The 17,956-nt window shown below is 26.7% G+C and carries 20 protein-coding genes and 1 other RNA gene; 11 read left to right on the top strand and 10 right to left on the bottom strand.

Features of this window, described 5'->3' with window-relative positions:
* The first annotated feature begins 22 nt into the window (after window positions 1-22).
* The 5 genes from rnpB (at window position 23) to ACKU3H_RS12615 (ending at window position 4,519) form a co-directional block, all read left to right on the top strand.
* Window positions 23-384, top strand: an RNA gene (gene rnpB / locus ACKU3H_RS12635) — RNase P RNA component class A.
* Between the two features lie 474 nt (window positions 385-858).
* The gene (locus tag ACKU3H_RS12630; protein WP_320034225.1) at window positions 859-2,106 is read left to right on the top strand and encodes a hypothetical protein; all 1,248 of its coding nucleotides are present in this window, start codon (window positions 859-861) and stop codon (window positions 2,104-2,106) included.
* Between the two features lie 11 nt (window positions 2,107-2,117).
* Window positions 2,118-2,603 (top strand): YceI family protein, encoded by a 486-nt coding sequence (locus ACKU3H_RS12625; RefSeq protein WP_320034224.1) that lies wholly within the window; start codon window positions 2,118-2,120, stop codon window positions 2,601-2,603.
* Between the two features lie 193 nt (window positions 2,604-2,796).
* Window positions 2,797-3,654 (top strand): helix-turn-helix domain-containing protein, encoded by an 858-nt coding sequence (locus tag ACKU3H_RS12620; protein ID WP_320034223.1) that lies wholly within the window; start codon window positions 2,797-2,799, stop codon window positions 3,652-3,654.
* A gap of 112 nt (window positions 3,655-3,766) precedes the next feature.
* The gene (locus ACKU3H_RS12615) at window positions 3,767-4,519 is read left to right on the top strand and encodes an endonuclease (protein WP_320034222.1); all 753 of its coding nucleotides are present in this window, start codon (window positions 3,767-3,769) and stop codon (window positions 4,517-4,519) included.
* Between the two features lie 29 nt (window positions 4,520-4,548).
* Here ACKU3H_RS12615 and ACKU3H_RS12610 read toward each other — a convergent pair whose 3' ends face one another.
* From ACKU3H_RS12610 to ACKU3H_RS12595, 4 genes are all read right to left on the bottom strand, one after another.
* Window positions 4,549-4,962: a hypothetical protein gene (locus ACKU3H_RS12610; RefSeq protein WP_320034221.1), complete on the bottom strand. Its 414-nt coding sequence runs from the start codon at window positions 4,960-4,962 to the stop codon at window positions 4,549-4,551.
* Between the two features lie 125 nt (window positions 4,963-5,087).
* Window positions 5,088-5,714, bottom strand: a complete 627-nt coding sequence (locus ACKU3H_RS12605; RefSeq protein WP_320034220.1) for a hypothetical protein — start codon at window positions 5,712-5,714, stop codon at window positions 5,088-5,090.
* 79 nt (window positions 5,715-5,793) lie between these two features.
* Window positions 5,794-7,575: an ABC transporter ATP-binding protein gene (locus tag ACKU3H_RS12600; RefSeq protein ID WP_320034219.1), complete on the bottom strand. Its 1,782-nt coding sequence runs from the start codon at window positions 7,573-7,575 to the stop codon at window positions 5,794-5,796.
* 2 nt (window positions 7,576-7,577) lie between these two features.
* A complete protein-coding gene (locus tag ACKU3H_RS12595) occupies window positions 7,578-7,865 on the bottom strand; it encodes a hypothetical protein (protein WP_320034218.1) in 288 nt (95 codons plus the stop codon).
* Window positions 7,866-7,997: 132 nt separating this feature from the next.
* Here ACKU3H_RS12595 and ACKU3H_RS12590 point away from each other — a divergent pair, with 132 nt between their 5' ends.
* From ACKU3H_RS12590 to ACKU3H_RS12565, 6 genes are all read left to right on the top strand, one after another.
* Window positions 7,998-8,219 carry a DUF1104 domain-containing protein gene (locus ACKU3H_RS12590; RefSeq protein ID WP_320034217.1) on the top strand — a complete coding sequence of 74 codons (222 nt, stop codon included), beginning with the start codon at window positions 7,998-8,000 and terminating at the stop codon, window positions 8,217-8,219.
* Between the two features lies 1 nt (window position 8,220).
* A complete protein-coding gene (locus ACKU3H_RS12585) occupies window positions 8,221-8,892 on the top strand; it encodes a response regulator transcription factor (protein ID WP_320034216.1) in 672 nt (223 codons plus the stop codon).
* On the top strand, window positions 8,849-10,036 hold the full coding sequence (locus ACKU3H_RS12580) for a HAMP domain-containing sensor histidine kinase (RefSeq protein ID WP_320034215.1): 1,188 nt from the start codon (window positions 8,849-8,851) through the stop codon (window positions 10,034-10,036). Before ACKU3H_RS12585 ends, ACKU3H_RS12580 begins: the two co-directional genes overlap by 44 nt.
* Window positions 10,030-10,359 carry a hypothetical protein gene (locus ACKU3H_RS12575; protein WP_320034214.1) on the top strand — a complete coding sequence of 110 codons (330 nt, stop codon included), beginning with the start codon at window positions 10,030-10,032 and terminating at the stop codon, window positions 10,357-10,359. Before ACKU3H_RS12580 ends, ACKU3H_RS12575 begins: the two co-directional genes overlap by 7 nt.
* 72 nt (window positions 10,360-10,431) lie before the next feature.
* A complete protein-coding gene (locus ACKU3H_RS12570) occupies window positions 10,432-10,734 on the top strand; it encodes a c-type cytochrome (protein WP_320034213.1) in 303 nt (100 codons plus the stop codon).
* A gap of 34 nt (window positions 10,735-10,768) precedes the next feature.
* Window positions 10,769-11,341, top strand: coding sequence for a glycine zipper 2TM domain-containing protein (locus tag ACKU3H_RS12565; protein WP_320034212.1), 573 nt, complete (start codon window positions 10,769-10,771; stop codon window positions 11,339-11,341).
* 25 nt (window positions 11,342-11,366) lie between these two features.
* Here ACKU3H_RS12565 and ACKU3H_RS12560 read toward each other — a convergent pair whose 3' ends face one another.
* The 6 genes from ACKU3H_RS12560 to ACKU3H_RS12535 form a co-directional block, all read right to left on the bottom strand.
* Window positions 11,367-12,197: a flagellin gene (locus ACKU3H_RS12560; RefSeq protein WP_320034211.1), complete on the bottom strand. Its 831-nt coding sequence runs from the start codon at window positions 12,195-12,197 to the stop codon at window positions 11,367-11,369.
* A gap of 221 nt (window positions 12,198-12,418) precedes the next feature.
* Window positions 12,419-13,210 carry a DUF4198 domain-containing protein gene (locus ACKU3H_RS12555; protein WP_320034210.1) on the bottom strand — a complete coding sequence of 264 codons (792 nt, stop codon included), beginning with the start codon at window positions 13,208-13,210 and terminating at the stop codon, window positions 12,419-12,421.
* An 88-nt stretch (window positions 13,211-13,298) separates the two neighbouring features.
* On the bottom strand, window positions 13,299-13,598 hold the full coding sequence (locus ACKU3H_RS12550; protein ID WP_320034209.1) for a hypothetical protein: 300 nt from the start codon (window positions 13,596-13,598) through the stop codon (window positions 13,299-13,301).
* Window positions 13,599-13,627: 29 nt separating this feature from the next.
* Window positions 13,628-16,090: a ferrous iron transport protein B gene (feoB, locus tag ACKU3H_RS12545; protein WP_320034208.1), complete on the bottom strand. Its 2,463-nt coding sequence runs from the start codon at window positions 16,088-16,090 to the stop codon at window positions 13,628-13,630.
* On the bottom strand, window positions 16,090-16,329 hold the full coding sequence (locus tag ACKU3H_RS12540) for a FeoA family protein (protein WP_320034207.1): 240 nt from the start codon (window positions 16,327-16,329) through the stop codon (window positions 16,090-16,092). Before ACKU3H_RS12540 ends, feoB begins: the two co-directional genes overlap by 1 nt.
* A gap of 13 nt (window positions 16,330-16,342) precedes the next feature.
* Window positions 16,343-17,875 carry a DUF4857 domain-containing protein gene (locus ACKU3H_RS12535; RefSeq protein WP_320034206.1) on the bottom strand — a complete coding sequence of 511 codons (1,533 nt, stop codon included), beginning with the start codon at window positions 17,873-17,875 and terminating at the stop codon, window positions 16,343-16,345.
* Between the last annotated feature and the right edge of the window lie 81 nt (window positions 17,876-17,956).

The raw sequence follows: 17,956 nt of genomic DNA, 5'->3' as shown, positions 1-17,956 counted from the left end.
TATTTTCAATATAATACGCTTTTAGGTACATCAGACAATAGCTTGTTTTACAAGAGGAAAGTCTGGGCTGCAGTGAAGTATGGTTCCATCTAACGGATGGCTAGAGTAATCTAAGGGACAGTGCAACAGAGAGTAGACCGCCAAAATTATCTATTTAGATAGTTAAAGACTATTTAAGTAGATAATTTTGGTAAGGGTGAAACGGTAGAGTAAGAGCCTACCAGCATTTTGAGCAATCTTAATGGCTATGTAAACCCAACCAGCAGCAAGAAGAGCGTGGTAATAAACTTCACATACTTGTTCTTCGCAGGATTGTTAAAGTAATTTAACAGCTAGATAAATTATTGTCAAATACATAACCCAGCTTACAGATGTGCCTAATTTCTTTTTAAATTTCTTTTTCTTTATAATCTTATTTTCTAACTCTCTACTTATTATATATATTAGTAATTTTTAAATCTAAAAAAATTATTTTTTTATTAAATCTAAAAAAAATTAATTTGTAAAGTAATTAAATAATAAGAGTAAATTACAAAAATCTTATTATATATATAAGTATAAAAGTACAATATGTTAGTTATACTTAAATAATTTAATCAATATTAATATTTAAAAATTTCAATTTATTACATAAAAATTACATAATATAAATGATAGTCGATATCATATGTTGAGTTTTTAAAAGCCTAAAATTAGGTAAATTTAAAATTTATTATTAGAGTTTTTTAGTAATAAATGATAAATAATTGAATAATCATTCAAAAAATGTCAAAAAGTCCAATCTAAACTACAAAAAATCCATTTTAATTTTTTTTATTAGTTGTTAAAATTAAGTCAATATTAATTAAAGGATATGAAATGAAAACTTTCGCAAAAATTATTTTATCTGTTGCAGTGTGTTCATCACTAGCAAATGCAGATAGAATTCAACATCAGTTTGAACCACCTAAAGATACTTCTGAATTTAATGGAGTTGAAGTAGATTGGGATGTAGATTTAACTTTTACATATCAAGGATTAGATCAAAATTATGGATCTGATATTAAAAGTGGACTTGCATTACCAACTGCAAACTTAGATTTAAATGCAAAAATTATGAGTGGTTTTAATGTAAAACTTGAAACTATGTTATCTTCTCACCACCACCACGAAACGTATGTAAAAGGTGGATATGCAACAATGGATAATCTTGATTGGATATCTAAAGATTTTGCAAAAGGTTTTATGGACAAATCAACTATCAAAGTTGGGGTAAATGATTTAAACTATGGTGATTATCACTTTAGAAGAACAGATAATGCAGATGTAATGAGAAATCCTTTTATTAACAATATGGGTGTAGAAGGATATATGCAAGCTGGATTTATTGAGTTAACATATAGAATGCCTTCTATAAACACACTTTTTGTAGCTGGGGTATCAAATGGTGAGGTTAACCCAGATGATGTTACAGCAGGAAATGGTAAAGGTGCATATTCATATTATGCAAAACTAGCTTATGATAATCAAATCTCAGATGATACAAGATTTAGAATATCTCAATCTGCTTTTACAGTAAATAATACTACAAAAAATAGATTGTATATGGGTGATAAAGCAGGTAATGTTCCAAGAAAAGTATTTAATGCTATAGATAATACTTATAACAGTCCTGCTGATAGAGATAGTTTTGGTGCAGTATGGAATGCAATGGCAGGATACAATGATTTAACATCAACTATGACAAATGTATTTTACAAATATAAAGATACTGAATTTTTTGGATTAGTAGAGTATGCAGATGGTAAACAAATATATGGTGCATCTTCAGTTCCTTTAGCAAATGCAATTGATATGGAAATGCTTCATTATTCAGCAGAAGTTGTTCAAAGATTTGGTGCAGATAAATATTATGTTGCTGCAAGATATGAAAAAGCAGAATTAGAAAAAGATGGTCTTGCACAAGATGCAAAATTAACTCAATATCAAATTGCTGCAGGTATGTTCTTATCTAAAACAGCAATGATGAAAATTGAATACATCAAACAAGAAAGAGATCATGTTCATGCAGGACAAGATAATGTTAAATTTGATGGCTTAATGATTTCAGCAGCATTAAGCTTTTAAGGAGATTAATTATGAAAAAGTTATTAATTGGATTGTTTTTAGTTAGTGGACTTCTTTTCGGAAATGGTTCAATAAAAATTGATGGAACATCTACTTTACATGATTGGGAGATGGTTTCACAAACACTAGATACAGTTTTTGAAGATGATGGTTCAAAAATTACTAAACTTAATGTAGCAGTTAAAATTGATACTTTAAAAAGTGGTGATGAAGGGCTTGATGAAAAAGCTTATGAAACATTAAAAATTGATAGAGAAAACTATATTAGATTTGAACTAAATGAGGTTGATTTTGAAGCAGGTCTAATTAAAGGTGTATTTAAAGTTTTAGATAAAGAGCAAAAAGCAGAATTAAAACCTGAAATTTTAACTCTAAATCAAGTAAAAGGTAGCTTCAAAGTTAAAATGACTGACTTTGGACTAGAAATTCCATCTGTAATGTTTGGCGCGATAACTGCAGGTGATGAAGTAACAGTAAGTTACGATATTAATAAATAAAACATACTTGGCATAACTTGTGCCAAGTATAATGGTTAGGAAGTCCCAAATATAAATTAAATACAACATAAAATACTTTCATTTGTTTCTTTTTGTAAGTCAGTATTTATTTTTAACTTGATAGTCTTTAATTGACTATAAAGTTAATATTTAGTTATAATTATTATAAGATAAAATTAATTAAAGGTTAGTGATGAGTCAAAATGTAGGTTTTCATAAAGAGATTACTATGAAAGATAATACAGATGAGAATACATTTTTTATTATTGAAATAGAAAATAATCCTGAAAAAAATGGTAATTTAGTTACTCAACCTATATATAGACACCCTTTTTATGAGATGTTAATTATTTTAGAAGGTACTTGTACGATGGAAGTAGATTTCAGAGAACATACTCTTACTAAAGGTTCATTATGTTTTTTCTCTCCCTTACAAATACATCATCCAAAAAGTGTTTCGGAATACTACAAATGTATATTAGTTAGATTTTATCCAAATATTTTTGATAATTCAGAATTTTTAAAAAAGATTGAAGTTTTTGATTATGATTTTGTTGCATTAAAAGATGAGTATTTTGAAAAAGCTAATAAATTATTGAAAGATTTAATTCATGAAAATAAAAGTGAATTGGATTTTAAAGAGACTGTATTAGGAAATCTTTTAAAATGTTTTATCATTAATGCCCACAGAGCAATACCTCAAACAGATTATAAAAAAAGTTTTGAAGATACATTTTCAAAATTAAATTTTTTGATTGTTGAAAACAAATTTAAAATTGCAAAACCTAGTGATTATGCAAAAGAACTAAAGGTTTCAGCTAGATCTTTAAATGAGATAGTAAAAAAACATACAGGAATATCTACTGGAGAAGATATACGTTCTAAAACTATATTTGAAGCACAAAGACTACTTCGTTATACAACTTTAACAATAAAAGAGATTGCTTATGAATTAGGGTTTAGTGATGTTGCTTATTTTAGTAGGTTTTTTAAAAAATCATCAGATATATCAGCTATTCAATATAGAGAAAATTTCGAAAAAACTAATTAATATAAAAAAATAATTTTTTTATATATGCTTTTAAACCCCAATATAAAGTACTTTTATTAACAAAATAATTTATTAGATAAAATTCCAAGCTTAAATTAAAAAATGGAATCTTATGTTAATAAAAAAAATCTCAATAATTACAAGTTTGTTCATTCTTAGTACTACTTGTTATAGTGGAAACGAAACAATAAATAGTTTTTCAAAATCTAAAAAACTATTAAAAAAAATATACGCAGAACATCAAATAACTTTTTACTCTTCTTGTAAGTACAATTATAAAAATAAGAATAATATGATAGATAGAAAAAGTTGTGGATATAGCCCCAGAAATGAATATACAAAAAGTGGTAAGAAAAATATCAGAGCAAGAAGAATAGAGTGGGAACATATAATACCAGCAGAAAATTTTGGTAGACAGTTTACTTGCTGGAGAGAGGGTGATGAAGCTTGCGTGAAGACAAGTGGAAAACATTATAAAGGTAGAAGATGCTGTTCTAAAGTGAATAAAAAATTTAAAAGGATGGAAGCAGATTTACATAATTTAGTTCCTGCAATTGGTGAACTAAATGCAGATAGGTCAAATTTTAGATATGGTATTTTAGAAGGTGAAAAAAGAAATTATGGAGTAAATATAGATTTTGAAGTAGATAAAAAACTTCGAGTTACTGAACCTAAAGAGAGTATTAGAGGTGACATTGCACGAGTTTATTTTTATTTTGAAAAAGAATATGGAATGAAAATATCAAAAAAAGATAAAAAAATATTTGAAGTATGGAATAATTTAGACCCTGTAGATGAATGGGAAAAAATAAAAAATGAAAAAGTATTTAAAATACAAGGTAACCGAAATGAATTTATAAAATAATAGAAAGTTAGCTTTAGCTAACTTTACTATTAAAATCCAGCAGAATAACCTCTACTAGAGTGACTTTTAATTAGACCATAATAAGTTTTATCTCTAATTTGTTTAATCATATTTCTTAATGTAAAAATAGAAGTATTTTTATCTTTCCATGCATTCTTCTTAATTACATCAACATCAACTATAGTTCCTCTACTTTTTAATATAGTATTAAATATAGACATTTGAGTTTTTGTTAAACCAACATCTTGATTTTTTCTATCAAATACTTTTTTTAATACTTTATCGTAATAAAAACCTTTACCTAAATCAATTCTACTATCAATTTGTTGATTTAAAATCTCTTTTAATGTATCTTCAACTGATAAGTTAAATTCTTTTGATTTACTTTTTAGAAATCTTTCCATCTCTTTAGTTAAGTCTATTGTTAAAATATTACTACTCATGTTATATCTCACTTTTTTTATTTTGATTATAACACATTATGTTATGATAAAACTTAAAAATGAGACATTTTTGAGACAAATCTTATCAAATTTTAATAAATAATTAAAATTTAACTTTTTGATTATTAAATATGCTGATTCCACATATTTAAAAAATCACTTCGATTATATATTTTTGCACCCAAATCTATCTTGTATTGAAGCTGTGGATGACCTAGATTCCAGAGCTTGTAGCCATTATTATTTAAATAATCATTTAATAATACAAGTTGTAATTTACCCCAATTGTTATATTTTTTTTCACGATTTGTAAATCCTGTCAAAGATGTGTACGTTTTTCCAATTTTATAGCCAATTTCTCCTGAAATTAGCTTTTTTGTTTCTTTTTCACACACTTCAACTGTCATAAGCTTAAAATCTTTATCTAATTTATTATTTTTTATATTTTTAAGTATTGTAATATACTCTGGTTTTAGCCAAGAATCTTCATGATAAGTATTTATGTTATTAATAATTTCATCAAATCGATTATTTATACTGAATTCATATTGCTTCGCATTTAATAGTTTTTTTATCTTCTTATTGATTTTTATATCTTTGAAATCTAAAACTGCATATTCAAATTGAATTTCAGGTAAAAGTACAAACTGATTCTTTTTTGTATGAAATGATGTTGTGATAAATCCACATCTTGCAGCTTTTATATAAAACTCAACAGAACAGTCTTCTGTCCAATAGTAATTTTCATTCATATTCGCATATATTTCATGTTCTAATATATGCTTGTTATTTAAATCTTCAAGTGTTAGATAGTAAATGATTTTTAATCCTTTATATCAATTGATTTTTTATAAACTCTAAATAGTGTCCCTCTTCATCTTCTAATTCTTGATGAGTTCCTCTTTGGACAATTTTACCGTCATCTAGTACGTAAATCATATTTGCATTTTTTACTGTACTTAGTCTATGGGCAATTGTAATTACAGTTTTATCTTCTAATATTGGTTTTAGGTCATTAAATAGTTTTGCTTCTGTGTGTACATCCAAAGCAGAAGTTGACTCATCAAAAATAACAATAGCTGGATTTGCAATTATCATTCTTGCTATTGATAGTCTTTGTCTTTGTCCCCCACTAAGTCTGATACCATGTCTTCCTACTATTGTATCTAGTCTCTCAGCCATATTATCAACACTATCTTTTAATTGTGCTATTTCAAGTGCTTTTAGTATCTCTTCATCTTCAATATTATTTTTACCCATAGTAATATTAAATCTAAGTGTGTTGTTAAATAAAATAGGCATTTGTAAAACTAAAAAAATATTTTCTCTTAATGAATGTTTATCAATGTTTTCTATACTTATATTATTGTATTGTATATTTCCCTGATTTTTTGTATAAAACCCTGCAATAATTTGTGCAAGTGTAGTTTTACCACTTCCACTAGCTCCTATAAGAGCTACTTTATCTTTATTTTTTATTTCTAAAGAGATATCTTTTAGTATCATTTTATCTTCATTATATGAGAAGTTTAAATTATCTATTTCTATTTTAATTCCATTAATACTTTTTTCTAATTTTTCACTACCACTATATTCTATTGATAAATCAAGTATTTTATTTATTCTTTTTATTGCAGCACTTGCAGTTGTATAAGAGTATTGCATTGATAAAATATCTTGTACAGGAGTCATGATAAACCAGATATACCCAAACATTGCAAACATCATACCAATTGATAAGTCAGAGTAGGCAACCATTACAAGTCCACTAGCTCTTAATATTTCAAAAGCTATAAGAAAGATAGTAAAAGAAAACCTTTCATATGCGACACTTTTATAGCTATAGTCATTTGAAGTTTCTTTTATTTTTTCAGCTTTTTGTATAGCATCATCAAAAAAGTATGACTCTTTGTTACTAGCTTTTATTTGTCCAAATAACTCTAATGATTCACCAATATTATCTTGAAACTCTTCAATTGCTTGGTTTTCAATCTTTTTTAAAGTTCCAACTTGTTTTGAGATCTTTTTTGACAATATCATTATAATAGGCTGAATAAATAAAATCATTAATCCTAAAATTGGATGAATAGCAATCATTACTATTGAAACTGCAATTAAAGTTAATATTGAAGCTATAAATTTACTAGCACTTGTAACAATAAAATTATCAAGAGTATTTACATCTGTTATTAGGTTTGCAGCAATTGCACCACTTCCTATACTTTCATATTCATTCATTGAAACATTTTTTAAATGAGTAAGTAACTTTTCTCTTATTTTATAAGTTACAAATTTTGAGATTGAAGTAAATATTTTTGTATTTATTACCATAGTAATAAAATGTATAAATCTTAGAAAGATTACAGATATAGTAACTATAGCAATATAGTAAAAAGTATCTCCTATACCTATATAATCATTAATAGTATTAACAAAAAAATCAGGTTTATCTAATAATACTTCATCCACCAATGCAGGAAGCATTAAAGGTATTGGTACGCTAAGTAAAATAGCTAGTATAGTAACAAATTGACCTAAAATTAAGCTCTTTTTATTTTTTAATAAAAGTCTCCATATATATTTTAGATCAATTTTCTCTTTTAGTCTGGACAATTTTATTTACTCAATTTTTCACAAATATCTACTTTCATTCCTTCATGATATTTGCAGTTCATTCCACATTGATAATCTCCCACTGTTTCTAGCTTAAGATTTTTTAGTTCTGCTAATGAGCTTTTTCTGCACTCTTCTATTGTTTTAAATACACCATGTTTTTTACTTCTTTTAGTATTATTTTTGTCTGGGTATATTAATGAAGTCCATTCTTGTTCTGAACTACTTTGTCCAAAACAACCAGCTAAAACAAAAATACTTAAAATTGAAATTAAAATAGCTTTTTTCATATTCTCTCTTTATTTTTTTAAGATTTTATTATAAATCAAATTTATTCATTATAAAACTTGAGACGATTTACTTTTTTTCTACAATTTTATGTTATCATTACAAAAATTATTTATTAAAAGTGACTAGCCAAGATGAAAAGAATTATAACTACTTTTTTATTTTTTATATTAACTATTCCTTTATATGCTGTAGATTATTCTGAGATGAGTACTCAAGAACTAATTGAAATAATGGGTTATGTAGAGAAAAAAAACCTTAACAAATTTAATAAAGAGTTAAAAAGTAGAGTTCCTACAATGAATACACAAGAGAAAGAAAAATATAAAAAAAATCTAAAAAAGTTAGAGAAATAAGATGAAAACTAGACTTTTGCTTTTGGAAGATGATTTAACTCTTAGTGAAACAGTTATTGACTATTTTGAGGAACAAGGTTTTGAAGTTAAAGCTGTATATGATGGGGAAGAAGCCCAAGAGATTATATATGAAGAAAAATTTGATATTTTTTTATTAGATGTAAACGTACCTTTATTAAATGGTTTTGAATTATTAAAAAAAATAAGAGAAGAGGGGAATACTACTCCTGCTATATTTATAACTTCACTAAACTCTATGAACTCATTAGAAGAGGGCTTTGATAGCGGTTGTGATGATTATATTAGAAAACCCTTTGAATTAAAAGAGTTATTGTTAAGAGTTCAAACAATAGTAAAAAGAGAATTTTCTAAAAATAAAGAAGCAAAAGTTCAAATAGATGAAAATATTATATTTGATACATCATCAAATGAACTTACAAAAGATGGTGAAGTTGTGCAGTTAAACTTCAAAGAACAAAAATTATTGAAGTTTTTTTTACAAAATAGTGATGAACTTTTAGTTCATGATAGGATTTATGATTATGTTTGGGATTATGATGAACAATATAGTGATAACTCTTTACGTACATATATAAAAAACTTGAGAAAAGTTTTAGGAAAAGATAGAATTGTTAGTCTTAAAAAGCTTGGATATAGATTTAACTCAAAGTGAGAAAAAAACACTTTTAGGGTTTTTATCTTTATACTCATTTTTTACTATTGTAATCTTATTTTTTATCTCATTTTTATATTTCTCATTTCAAAAAGATTTAATGTTACAACAAAAGAGAATCTTAATGCAAGAGTATGCAAACGATTTTGTATTTAGACTAAAAGATTTACATGTTAACTTTGATAAATATAAATATTATCCAAGGGATGAGAAGTTTAATTCAGCTATTTATGATAGTGATAGAAAGCTTATTTTTTCAACTTTAGAATCAAATAAAGTACATTTGGATGATGTAGCATATACTTCAGCTGGGAAAATTCACTTTATAGAAGAACCTGAATCGTACTATTTAGGAGCAAAATATGTGGTGCTTGAGATTCCTGATGATGAACAATGGTTAGTTTTACTTGAAAAAGAGATTACTTTATTTGTTTTGATTGCTTTTTTCTTTATGACTCTATTGGGATATTTTCTTTTAAAGATCTTTTTAAAACCTATGAGAGATGCTTTACATCTTTTAGATAGATTTATAAAAGATACTACCCATGAGTTAAATACGCCAGTAAGTGCTATAATCTCAAATGTAGAGATGATAGATATTCCATCACTTGATGAAAAGTTAGCAAAAAAGATTAAAAGAATAGATATTGGAGCAAAAACTATATCTAATATATATGAAGATTTAACATTTTTAACTTTAGACAATAAAATTATATCTCAAAATGAAATTTTAGATTTATCCATAATATTAAAACAAAGAGTTGAGTATTTTAAAACTTTAGCCGAAGTAAAAAAAATAGAGTTTATCTTAGATATCAAAAAAGATATTACTATTTTTTGTGATAAGAAAAAGTTAGCAAAACTTATTGATAATTTTTTATCAAATGCAATAAAATACAATAAAGTTAAAGGAAAAATTCTAGTTTCTTTATCTGAAAATCATATGTGTATTGAGGATACAGGAAAAGGTATGTCTCAAGAACAAATTGAAAATCTTTTTCAAAGATATGTCAGATTTGATAATAGTGTAGGGGGATTTGGAATAGGTTTAAATATTGTTTCTCTTATCGCAAAAGAGTATAACTTTAAAATAGATGTAATTTCAAAATTAGGCGAGGGCACAAAAATGGAAATACGATGGTAAAAATCATATTAATAGTTACAGTTTTTTTTAATTTACTTTTTGCAGATGTATATGAAAACAATTGTTTAAAATGTCACAATAAACTACCTGTGTCAATAGATAAATATTTTTATAGATATTTACTTAAATATAGTAGTGAAAGAGAAGTAAAAAGGGCAATGGCTACATATTTAAAAAATCCAACACACGATACAACTATTATGCCACAAGCCTTTATAAATAGATTTGGAGTAAAAAAGAAAACAAAACTTTCTGATAAAGAATTAAAAAAAGCCTTAGATATATATTGGGAAAAATACAAAGTATTTGGAAAACTAAAATAACAATATATTATCATTCACAATCAATTCACAATTAGATTTTATACTTCTTATATAAAAATTAAGGAGTAAAAAATGAAACTAACAAAAACTTTAGCAGCAATGGCAATCTTAGGAGTAACATCTCTTTTCGCAGCAGATGGTGCAACATTATTTAAAGCATGTGCAACATGTCATGGTGCAAATGCAGAAAAATCAGCATTAAATAAATCTCAAATTATTAAAGGTTGGGATGCAGCAAAAATTGAAGCAGCTTTACATGGTTATAAAGATGGTTCATATGGTGGAGCAATGAAAGGTGTAATGAAAGGTCAAGTAGCAAGATTATCTGATGCAGATATCAAAGCGCTTGCAGGATATATTTCAGCAATGAAATAATAACTGACATAAGAGCAGTTTAAAAGGATTTATCATGATTAAATTAAACAATATATCAAGTATTTTGAAAAAAACTTTTTTAGCTGGAGTTCTTTTAGCTTCAGCAGCATATGCAGGAAGTGATAGATATCACGATTTTGCTAGGGTTACATATTCTGAACCAATTTATGAATATGTATATGAAAATGTACCTAATCAAGTTTGTGAACAAGTAAGATATAAAGTAAGAGATAATTATGATAATAGATATTACTCTTCAGGATATGATGATAGCTTAGGTGTAGATACTTTGATTGGTACAGCGGCAGGTGCAGTACTTGGTAGTCAAATTGGAAAAGGCAATGGTAGAGTTGCTGCACAAATAGTTGGTGGATTATTAGGTGCAAAAGTTGCACATGAAGTAAGAAACAATTATAAACCTACTTCATATAATAATAGAAATTATAGATATGAAACAAAAACTGAGTGTTATGATAGACCTCAAAGAGTAGAAAGAAAAATGTTAACTGGATACAAAAACTATTTTGTATACAATGGAGTTAAACATTTTAAAATAACTAATAGACCTATAAAAAAGGTTAGAATTAGTCATTCAATTAATTTTTAAACCTAAGTTTCAAACTTAGGTTTAATTATGTTAATAATCTATTTACAACATTTTGATTAATATTATTAGACTGCGCAGCTGCATAAGCACCTACTTGAGCTAAAATATTTTGTTTACTAAAATTTGCAACCTCTTGTGCATAATCAACATCTTGAATAGTTGAAGTGGCACTAGTTGTTTCAGTGTATTGAGTCATTAAACTACTCATTGAACTTTGTAATTGATTTTGAGTTGAACCTAAATCTGATCTATAAGAATTTACTGTATCAATTGCAGAATCAATTGTATCTAAAAAACTTCTTGCTGTTGATGCATCAAATGTTGATGAATCTTGATTTAATAAATCTTCAAGTCCAAGACCTTCTGTATTAGATTGAACTGAATCTGTATCAATTAAATCCTCAGAGCTTTCTCCAGCTTGAAATTGTAACACTTCTGATCCCGATGTATCACTTTGTGAATTTTGTAGTAGAGTTTGACCATTATAGTTTGTACTACTAGCAATATTATTTAGACTTTTTAATAAATCTTGTGTTTCATTTAATAATGCTTGTCTACCTTCATCAGAAGTTGTATCTGTTGATGCTTGTAAAAGATTTCCTCTTATTTGGTCTAATATACCTGATTGTTCACCTAATGCTTGATCGCCAATTTGAACAGCTGCAATTGCATTTGATGTGTTTTCAACAGCTTGTGCTACACCTGAACTATCAGCTTTTAATTCTGTTGCTATAGCTAATGCAGCTGGATTTTCAGCAGCAGATGTTTGCGTACCTGCTGAAATTCTATCCAACGATTTATTTAAATTTACATATACCGATGAATCATATTGTTGTACATTATTTCCTATTTGCATTTTGAACTCCTTTCTTAGAGCATTTATTAAATTTTATTATTTTCTTTTTTAAAAAATTATTAAATAGAAATATTAGTTTTATTTATGAGGATTTGAATCTAAATTTCACTTATTATTTAGATTTATATAGTAATTTCTACTATATTTTTTTTAAATAGTATTTTCGTTATTTTTTTAAATTGATATATAACAATAAAAGAGAAAATTCTCTTTTATTGATTTTATTTCATAGGTTTAGCTTCAACCCAAATAACAGCATCTTGACTTAGCTCTTTACCTTTGTATTCTTTGTCAGAACCTGCCCCTAGTGCACAAAATCCCCAAAAACCTGCTTTTGGAATTGAGAAAGTAAATTCACCATCTTTATTTGCTTTTATACCTATTGTTACAAAGGAATCTTGTGGTGCTTCAATATTATTTGGTCCCATGGCGTTGTTTTTCATATCTGGTGTATTATTTATATATTCTACTTCTATTTCAGCAAATGGTACTGGTTTTCCATTAGATTTTACAATTCCTGTAAAACTTCCATGTTCCCAGATTGAATAAGGTTTTGTTAATGGCACAATCTCTGCTTTTAATCCTAACTCTGTATCCCAATCTGTTGGAGTACCTGCTACATTGATTACTGTTTTTGTAATTTGCTGGATATATATCCCTTCACCTTTTTCATAATATGGTGTTGGTACCATTACAAACATGTGGTCACCCATTCTTCTAGCTTTATATGATGATTCAAAAGCTTTCCCTGAGTTATGTTTTCCTTTCCAAGTAATTGGTTTTAATGTATCTTTTAAATCTTTCTTTTTTTCTTTATTGATTACATAAAACTCTTCTACTCCTGCCATATCCATAGTATGCTCATCTGCAAATGGGTGGGTAAATACATGTTTAAACACAATTGTTTTCCCTTTTTCTAAGGTTGTATTTGGTGTATATACCATTTGAAAATGTGCTAAAGCACTTGTTGCCAAAACTGTTGCTACTGTTAATCCTATTATTGTCTTCTTCATTTTCTTCTCCTTAAATTACTAAGTAGATAAATAATAATTTTAAGCTTACTTAATATTATTATTTTTATCTATTTGACAAAAGATAAAACTATTCAGTAATATCTGAACCTTTTACATGAACTTGATGCCCTTCACCTGAATCAAATACAGCTGTATAACTTCCTGAAGGTTTTTTAAAAGTAACCTCACTATCTTCATTCATTTTTGCGTTATAGATGATTTTTTCATCTTGTAAAATATGAAATTTTACACCACTTGCGCTACTACCATCGGAAAAACCACCTTCGCAAGTAATTGTTCCATCACCATTATCAAAACAACTCATAATTGCTGTATGAGCAAACATTGAACTTGCAACAAATGCAAGACCTAATAAAATTTTTTTCATCTTTTATCTCCTTTATTTTAAGATTGAATTTATTTATTAATTTTGGGTTTTAATCCACCCTTCCAATTTATATTTTTATTTGGGAATAAACCTATGAATAGAGCAATCACGACTATTGTTATATAAAAATAGGTCATTGCATCAAGTCCACTCCAAGCAAAATTAAGCCCTAGCGTAAATACTAAAGATGACATCATGAGTCCTAAAAATACTGGGAAAAATATTGCAAATAACATCCACTTGTAGCTATTTGTTTGCATTTTTACAACAATCATTGTTGCAATACAAGGTGGTGTTAGAACCATAAAAATAATAATCGCAACGGCATGTAGAGGAGTATAACCACTATTTAGTGCCATTGCTTCTTCAGCTCTCATGTTATCTGCTTTATTGTTTTCATATAAACTTCCTAATGTTGCTACTGCACTTTCTCTTGCAGCAAAAGAACTTAAAAATGCAACATTTATTTTCCAATCAAAGCCTGCATATTGAGTTAATGGTTCAATAGATCTTCCAGCCATACCAAGGATAGAGTTTTCAACTTTGTCATTTTTCATATTTCTTAGAATTCTTTTTCTTTTTTTAGATAATTTTCTTAGTTCTCTATTGATAAGTTTTGCATCTTTGTCTTTCCCTGTCTTAATATATTTATACATTGAAGCACTCATTTGTTTATAGTCTTCATCAACAGAGCTAGAACCTGACATTTTTTTTGCTCTATATCCATCATAAAAATTTAATAGTGCTGATACTTCTTCTTTGGTATCGACTTCTTCATAATATTTTGAATTTTTTACTTTTTTATCAAATGCAGTTAAAGCTTTATTTGCATCTACGTCATATTTAGCTTTTGCTTCATCACTTAAACCTGGAAATTGAAGCATAGCAAAAAGTATAATTGCAACTGCGAGTACTATTGTTACAACTTTTTTGATATATAACCAAACTCTTTGTGATGATCTAATTATTACACCTTTGAATGTTGGCATATGATAAGGTGGAAGCTCCATTAAAAATGGAGCAGTTTCTCTTGTTTTTAAAATTGTAGATGTTATAAGTTTTGATACAATCATTGCAATAAAAAGTGTAATAGTTGATATAAAAAACATCATTAAAGCCATGTCAGGTTTAAAAAAAGCACCTAGAATAAGAGTATAGAAAGGAACTTTTGCTAAGCAGTTCATATAAGGAACAGCAAAAATTGTTGCCATTCTTGCTCTTTCATCCGCAATTCCTTTCGTTGACATTACTCCAGGAACTGCACATCCTCCTACCATTGCTCCACCTAATACTAAAGGTAAAGTTGATTGACCATGTAGACCAAATCTTTTAAATACTCTATCTAAGATAAAAGCCATACGAGGCATATACCCCACATCTTCCATAATTGCAATTAAAGCAAAAAGGATAAAGAAAATTGGAATATAATTCATCAAGGCATTTGCACTATTTACCATCCATACTGCAAAGTCAGTTATTAGTGGGACATCAGTAAAGTTTGCTTCGGGAGCTATATCTATTACGAAATTTTTTATACTTGCTAGAATTGGCCATGTATAATCTGTTAGTTTATAACCCCATACAATTGATATTTGATAAACCATAAACATCAAAAATATTAAAATAGGAATAGCTAAGAATCTATTTAAAATTATTTTATCTACTTTATCTGTTAGGGTTAGTTCACCTTTATGTTTTTCATTAATAGCCTTATGGTGGATTATATCAGCAGAGTCATATCTAACTGATGCTAAAAAAGAAACTGTATCTTTATCATATTTTTTATGGAAAGTATCAATTTGTGTTTTAGAAAACTCTTCTAAGTCAGGAAACTCATTTTTTAATCTATCTATAATAGGTTGGTCACCCTCTAAAGCTTTTATGGCAAGCCATCTTTTACTTTGATTTAAATCTATTTTTTCAAGTTTGTCTTCAATATTTTTTATATGTGGTTCAAGCTCTTCATAGTTTATTTTAAACTCTTCATACTCATTCTTAAAAGACGCCGTATGAACAATATTTTTCATTATCTCTTTAGCACCTATACCTTTTGCACCACTTGCTTCTACAACTGGGCAATTAAGCATTTGTGAGATTTTTTTTGAATCAATTTCTATATCTCTTCTTTTTGCAACATCCATCATGTTTAAAATTACTACAACAGGAAGACCTATTTCTAATAGTTGGAAAGTTAAATAAAGATTTCTTTTTATGTTAGAAGCATCTATTACATTTACAATAATATCTGGATTTTCATCTATTATAAAATCTTTTGCAACCCTTTCCTCTAAAGAGTAAGAACTAAAAGAATATGTACCTGGTAAATCAACCATTTCAATTCTATTATCTTCATAAGTAAAAAAACCAGTTTTTTTATCTACTGTTACTCCTGGATAATTTGCAATATGTTGTTCTATTCCACTTACTAGGTTAAAAATTGTAGATTTACCACAATTTGGCTGTCCAGCAAGTGCTACTTTTATTTTATTCATTAATTTTCCTCTACTTCTATAAGTTCAGCTTCACTTTTTCTAACTGTTAAATGGTAATTGTGAAGTTTTAATTCCATGGGATCAAAAAGTGGAGCTTCTCTAATAACTTCTATTTCAACTTTATTTACAAAACCCATATCTAAAAGTTTATGTAAAAGTTTTCCTTTTGCATTTAACTTTGTTATTTTGGCTTTTTGCCCTTTATTTAAGTGTGCCAAAGTTCTCATTTTTGCATTCATTCTATACTCCTTTTTATTCAAAAACTTCTTCATCCAATTTTTTAAAATTTTTATCAAATACAACAGAATAATAATTATTGTCGTTGTTGTATCTGACTAAATAATATTTTGGATTTTTTATAAATAGAAGTTTCATTGTTTTATAATCAAAATTTTTAAGTTCTATTTTTTTGAATTTTAGTGTTTGATAATCAATAATATAAAAATTACTATTGCCATCTATTGCATATCCTGCTAGATTTCTTTTTTTATTTTCACTAATTTTTATAAATTTAAGATTTATATTTTCTGGATACTTTATTTGATTTAAATAAAGTATATCGTCATATCTATTTAATCTAAAAAGTTTATTATCCGAATCTAAAATAAAATATCCTAAGTCAAAAGGTTTCATATTTGTAGGTTTTCCCCAAACATTTTTTATTGGAAATTTAATATTTTTTGTAAGTGGCAAGTTAATTAAATCTTCTATTAAATGTTTATGATTAGGATTTTCATATTCATCATTTTCGTTATGGTCAAGTTCATAAATATTGATAGTATTATTTTCAAATGAAAGCATCTCTTCTGGAAACCTAATCATTCCGATATCACTTTTTGGATTTAAAAGTGGATAGATTTGAACCTCTTGAGGTTTTAATAAAGTTGGGTTATAAGAAAAACTTAGTCTTGAATCTTTGATTGTTTTTTTATCATAAACTTTTCCATCTATATTTAAAGGTAATTTCCCTTGTATGTCTAAATCTCTCCAATAAACAAAAGGTAAATATGATTTATATGTATTCATATCAAAAGTTTTTTTACCTTTTATACCGTATTCAAATTGATGTTCACCAAAATTTTTTTGGTAAACAAACTCTTTTAAAATAGGTGAATAAAAGATATAATATTTATTAAAATCTTGTTTGTATTTTTTTATATAAAGATTGTATGAAAAGATACTAACAATAGCTATTGAAATTATAGAAAAAAACTTAAAAATAAAGCTTTTTAATCTTTGTTCTTTTATAGTATAAAAGCTATCTAAAACTGAAAAAAGCATCACAATGGCTATTAATATCCAAACTAAATCAAGGTTTGAAAATATAGTTTTATGAAATACAAATATAAAAACTATTGAAAATATAAGTTTTATGATACTAATTATAGAGTTTTTTTCAATTATGGCACTGCTAACACCTAAATAAATTATAATAGAACCTAAAAAATAAAAACATATATCTTTTAAAGCTACCAATAAAATTTCAACTGGGTAATAGTTTGAAATAATATATAAAAGAGCAACTGTAACAATAGAACTTAAAATAAAAATATAAAAAATACCAATAAATAGGTGTAAAAAAAGAGATTTAACCATTGATATTGGAAGATTAGTTATAATTTTTATTCTATTTCTAACTCTTTCTGGAATAAATTGAAAAATAGAGATTGAAAGTCCAATAAAATAAAATAAATAAGACAAAGATTCATAAGGTTTTTGTGCTAATGTAGCAAATCGATACCACATCATAGATTCAGGTTCAACAGTAGAAAATAAAAAATCCAAATTATGCCAAAAATTCGTAACTATGCCTATAGAGATTATAAATAAGGTTAAGACAATAAATCTAATTTTTAACCATTCTTT

Source organism: Halarcobacter sp. (genome assembly GCF_963675975.1).
In the GTDB taxonomy this organism is placed as follows: domain Bacteria; phylum Campylobacterota; class Campylobacteria; order Campylobacterales; family Arcobacteraceae; genus Halarcobacter.
Note: the sequence above shows the minus strand (reverse complement) of the source record. Positions and strands in the feature narration are given on the sequence as shown.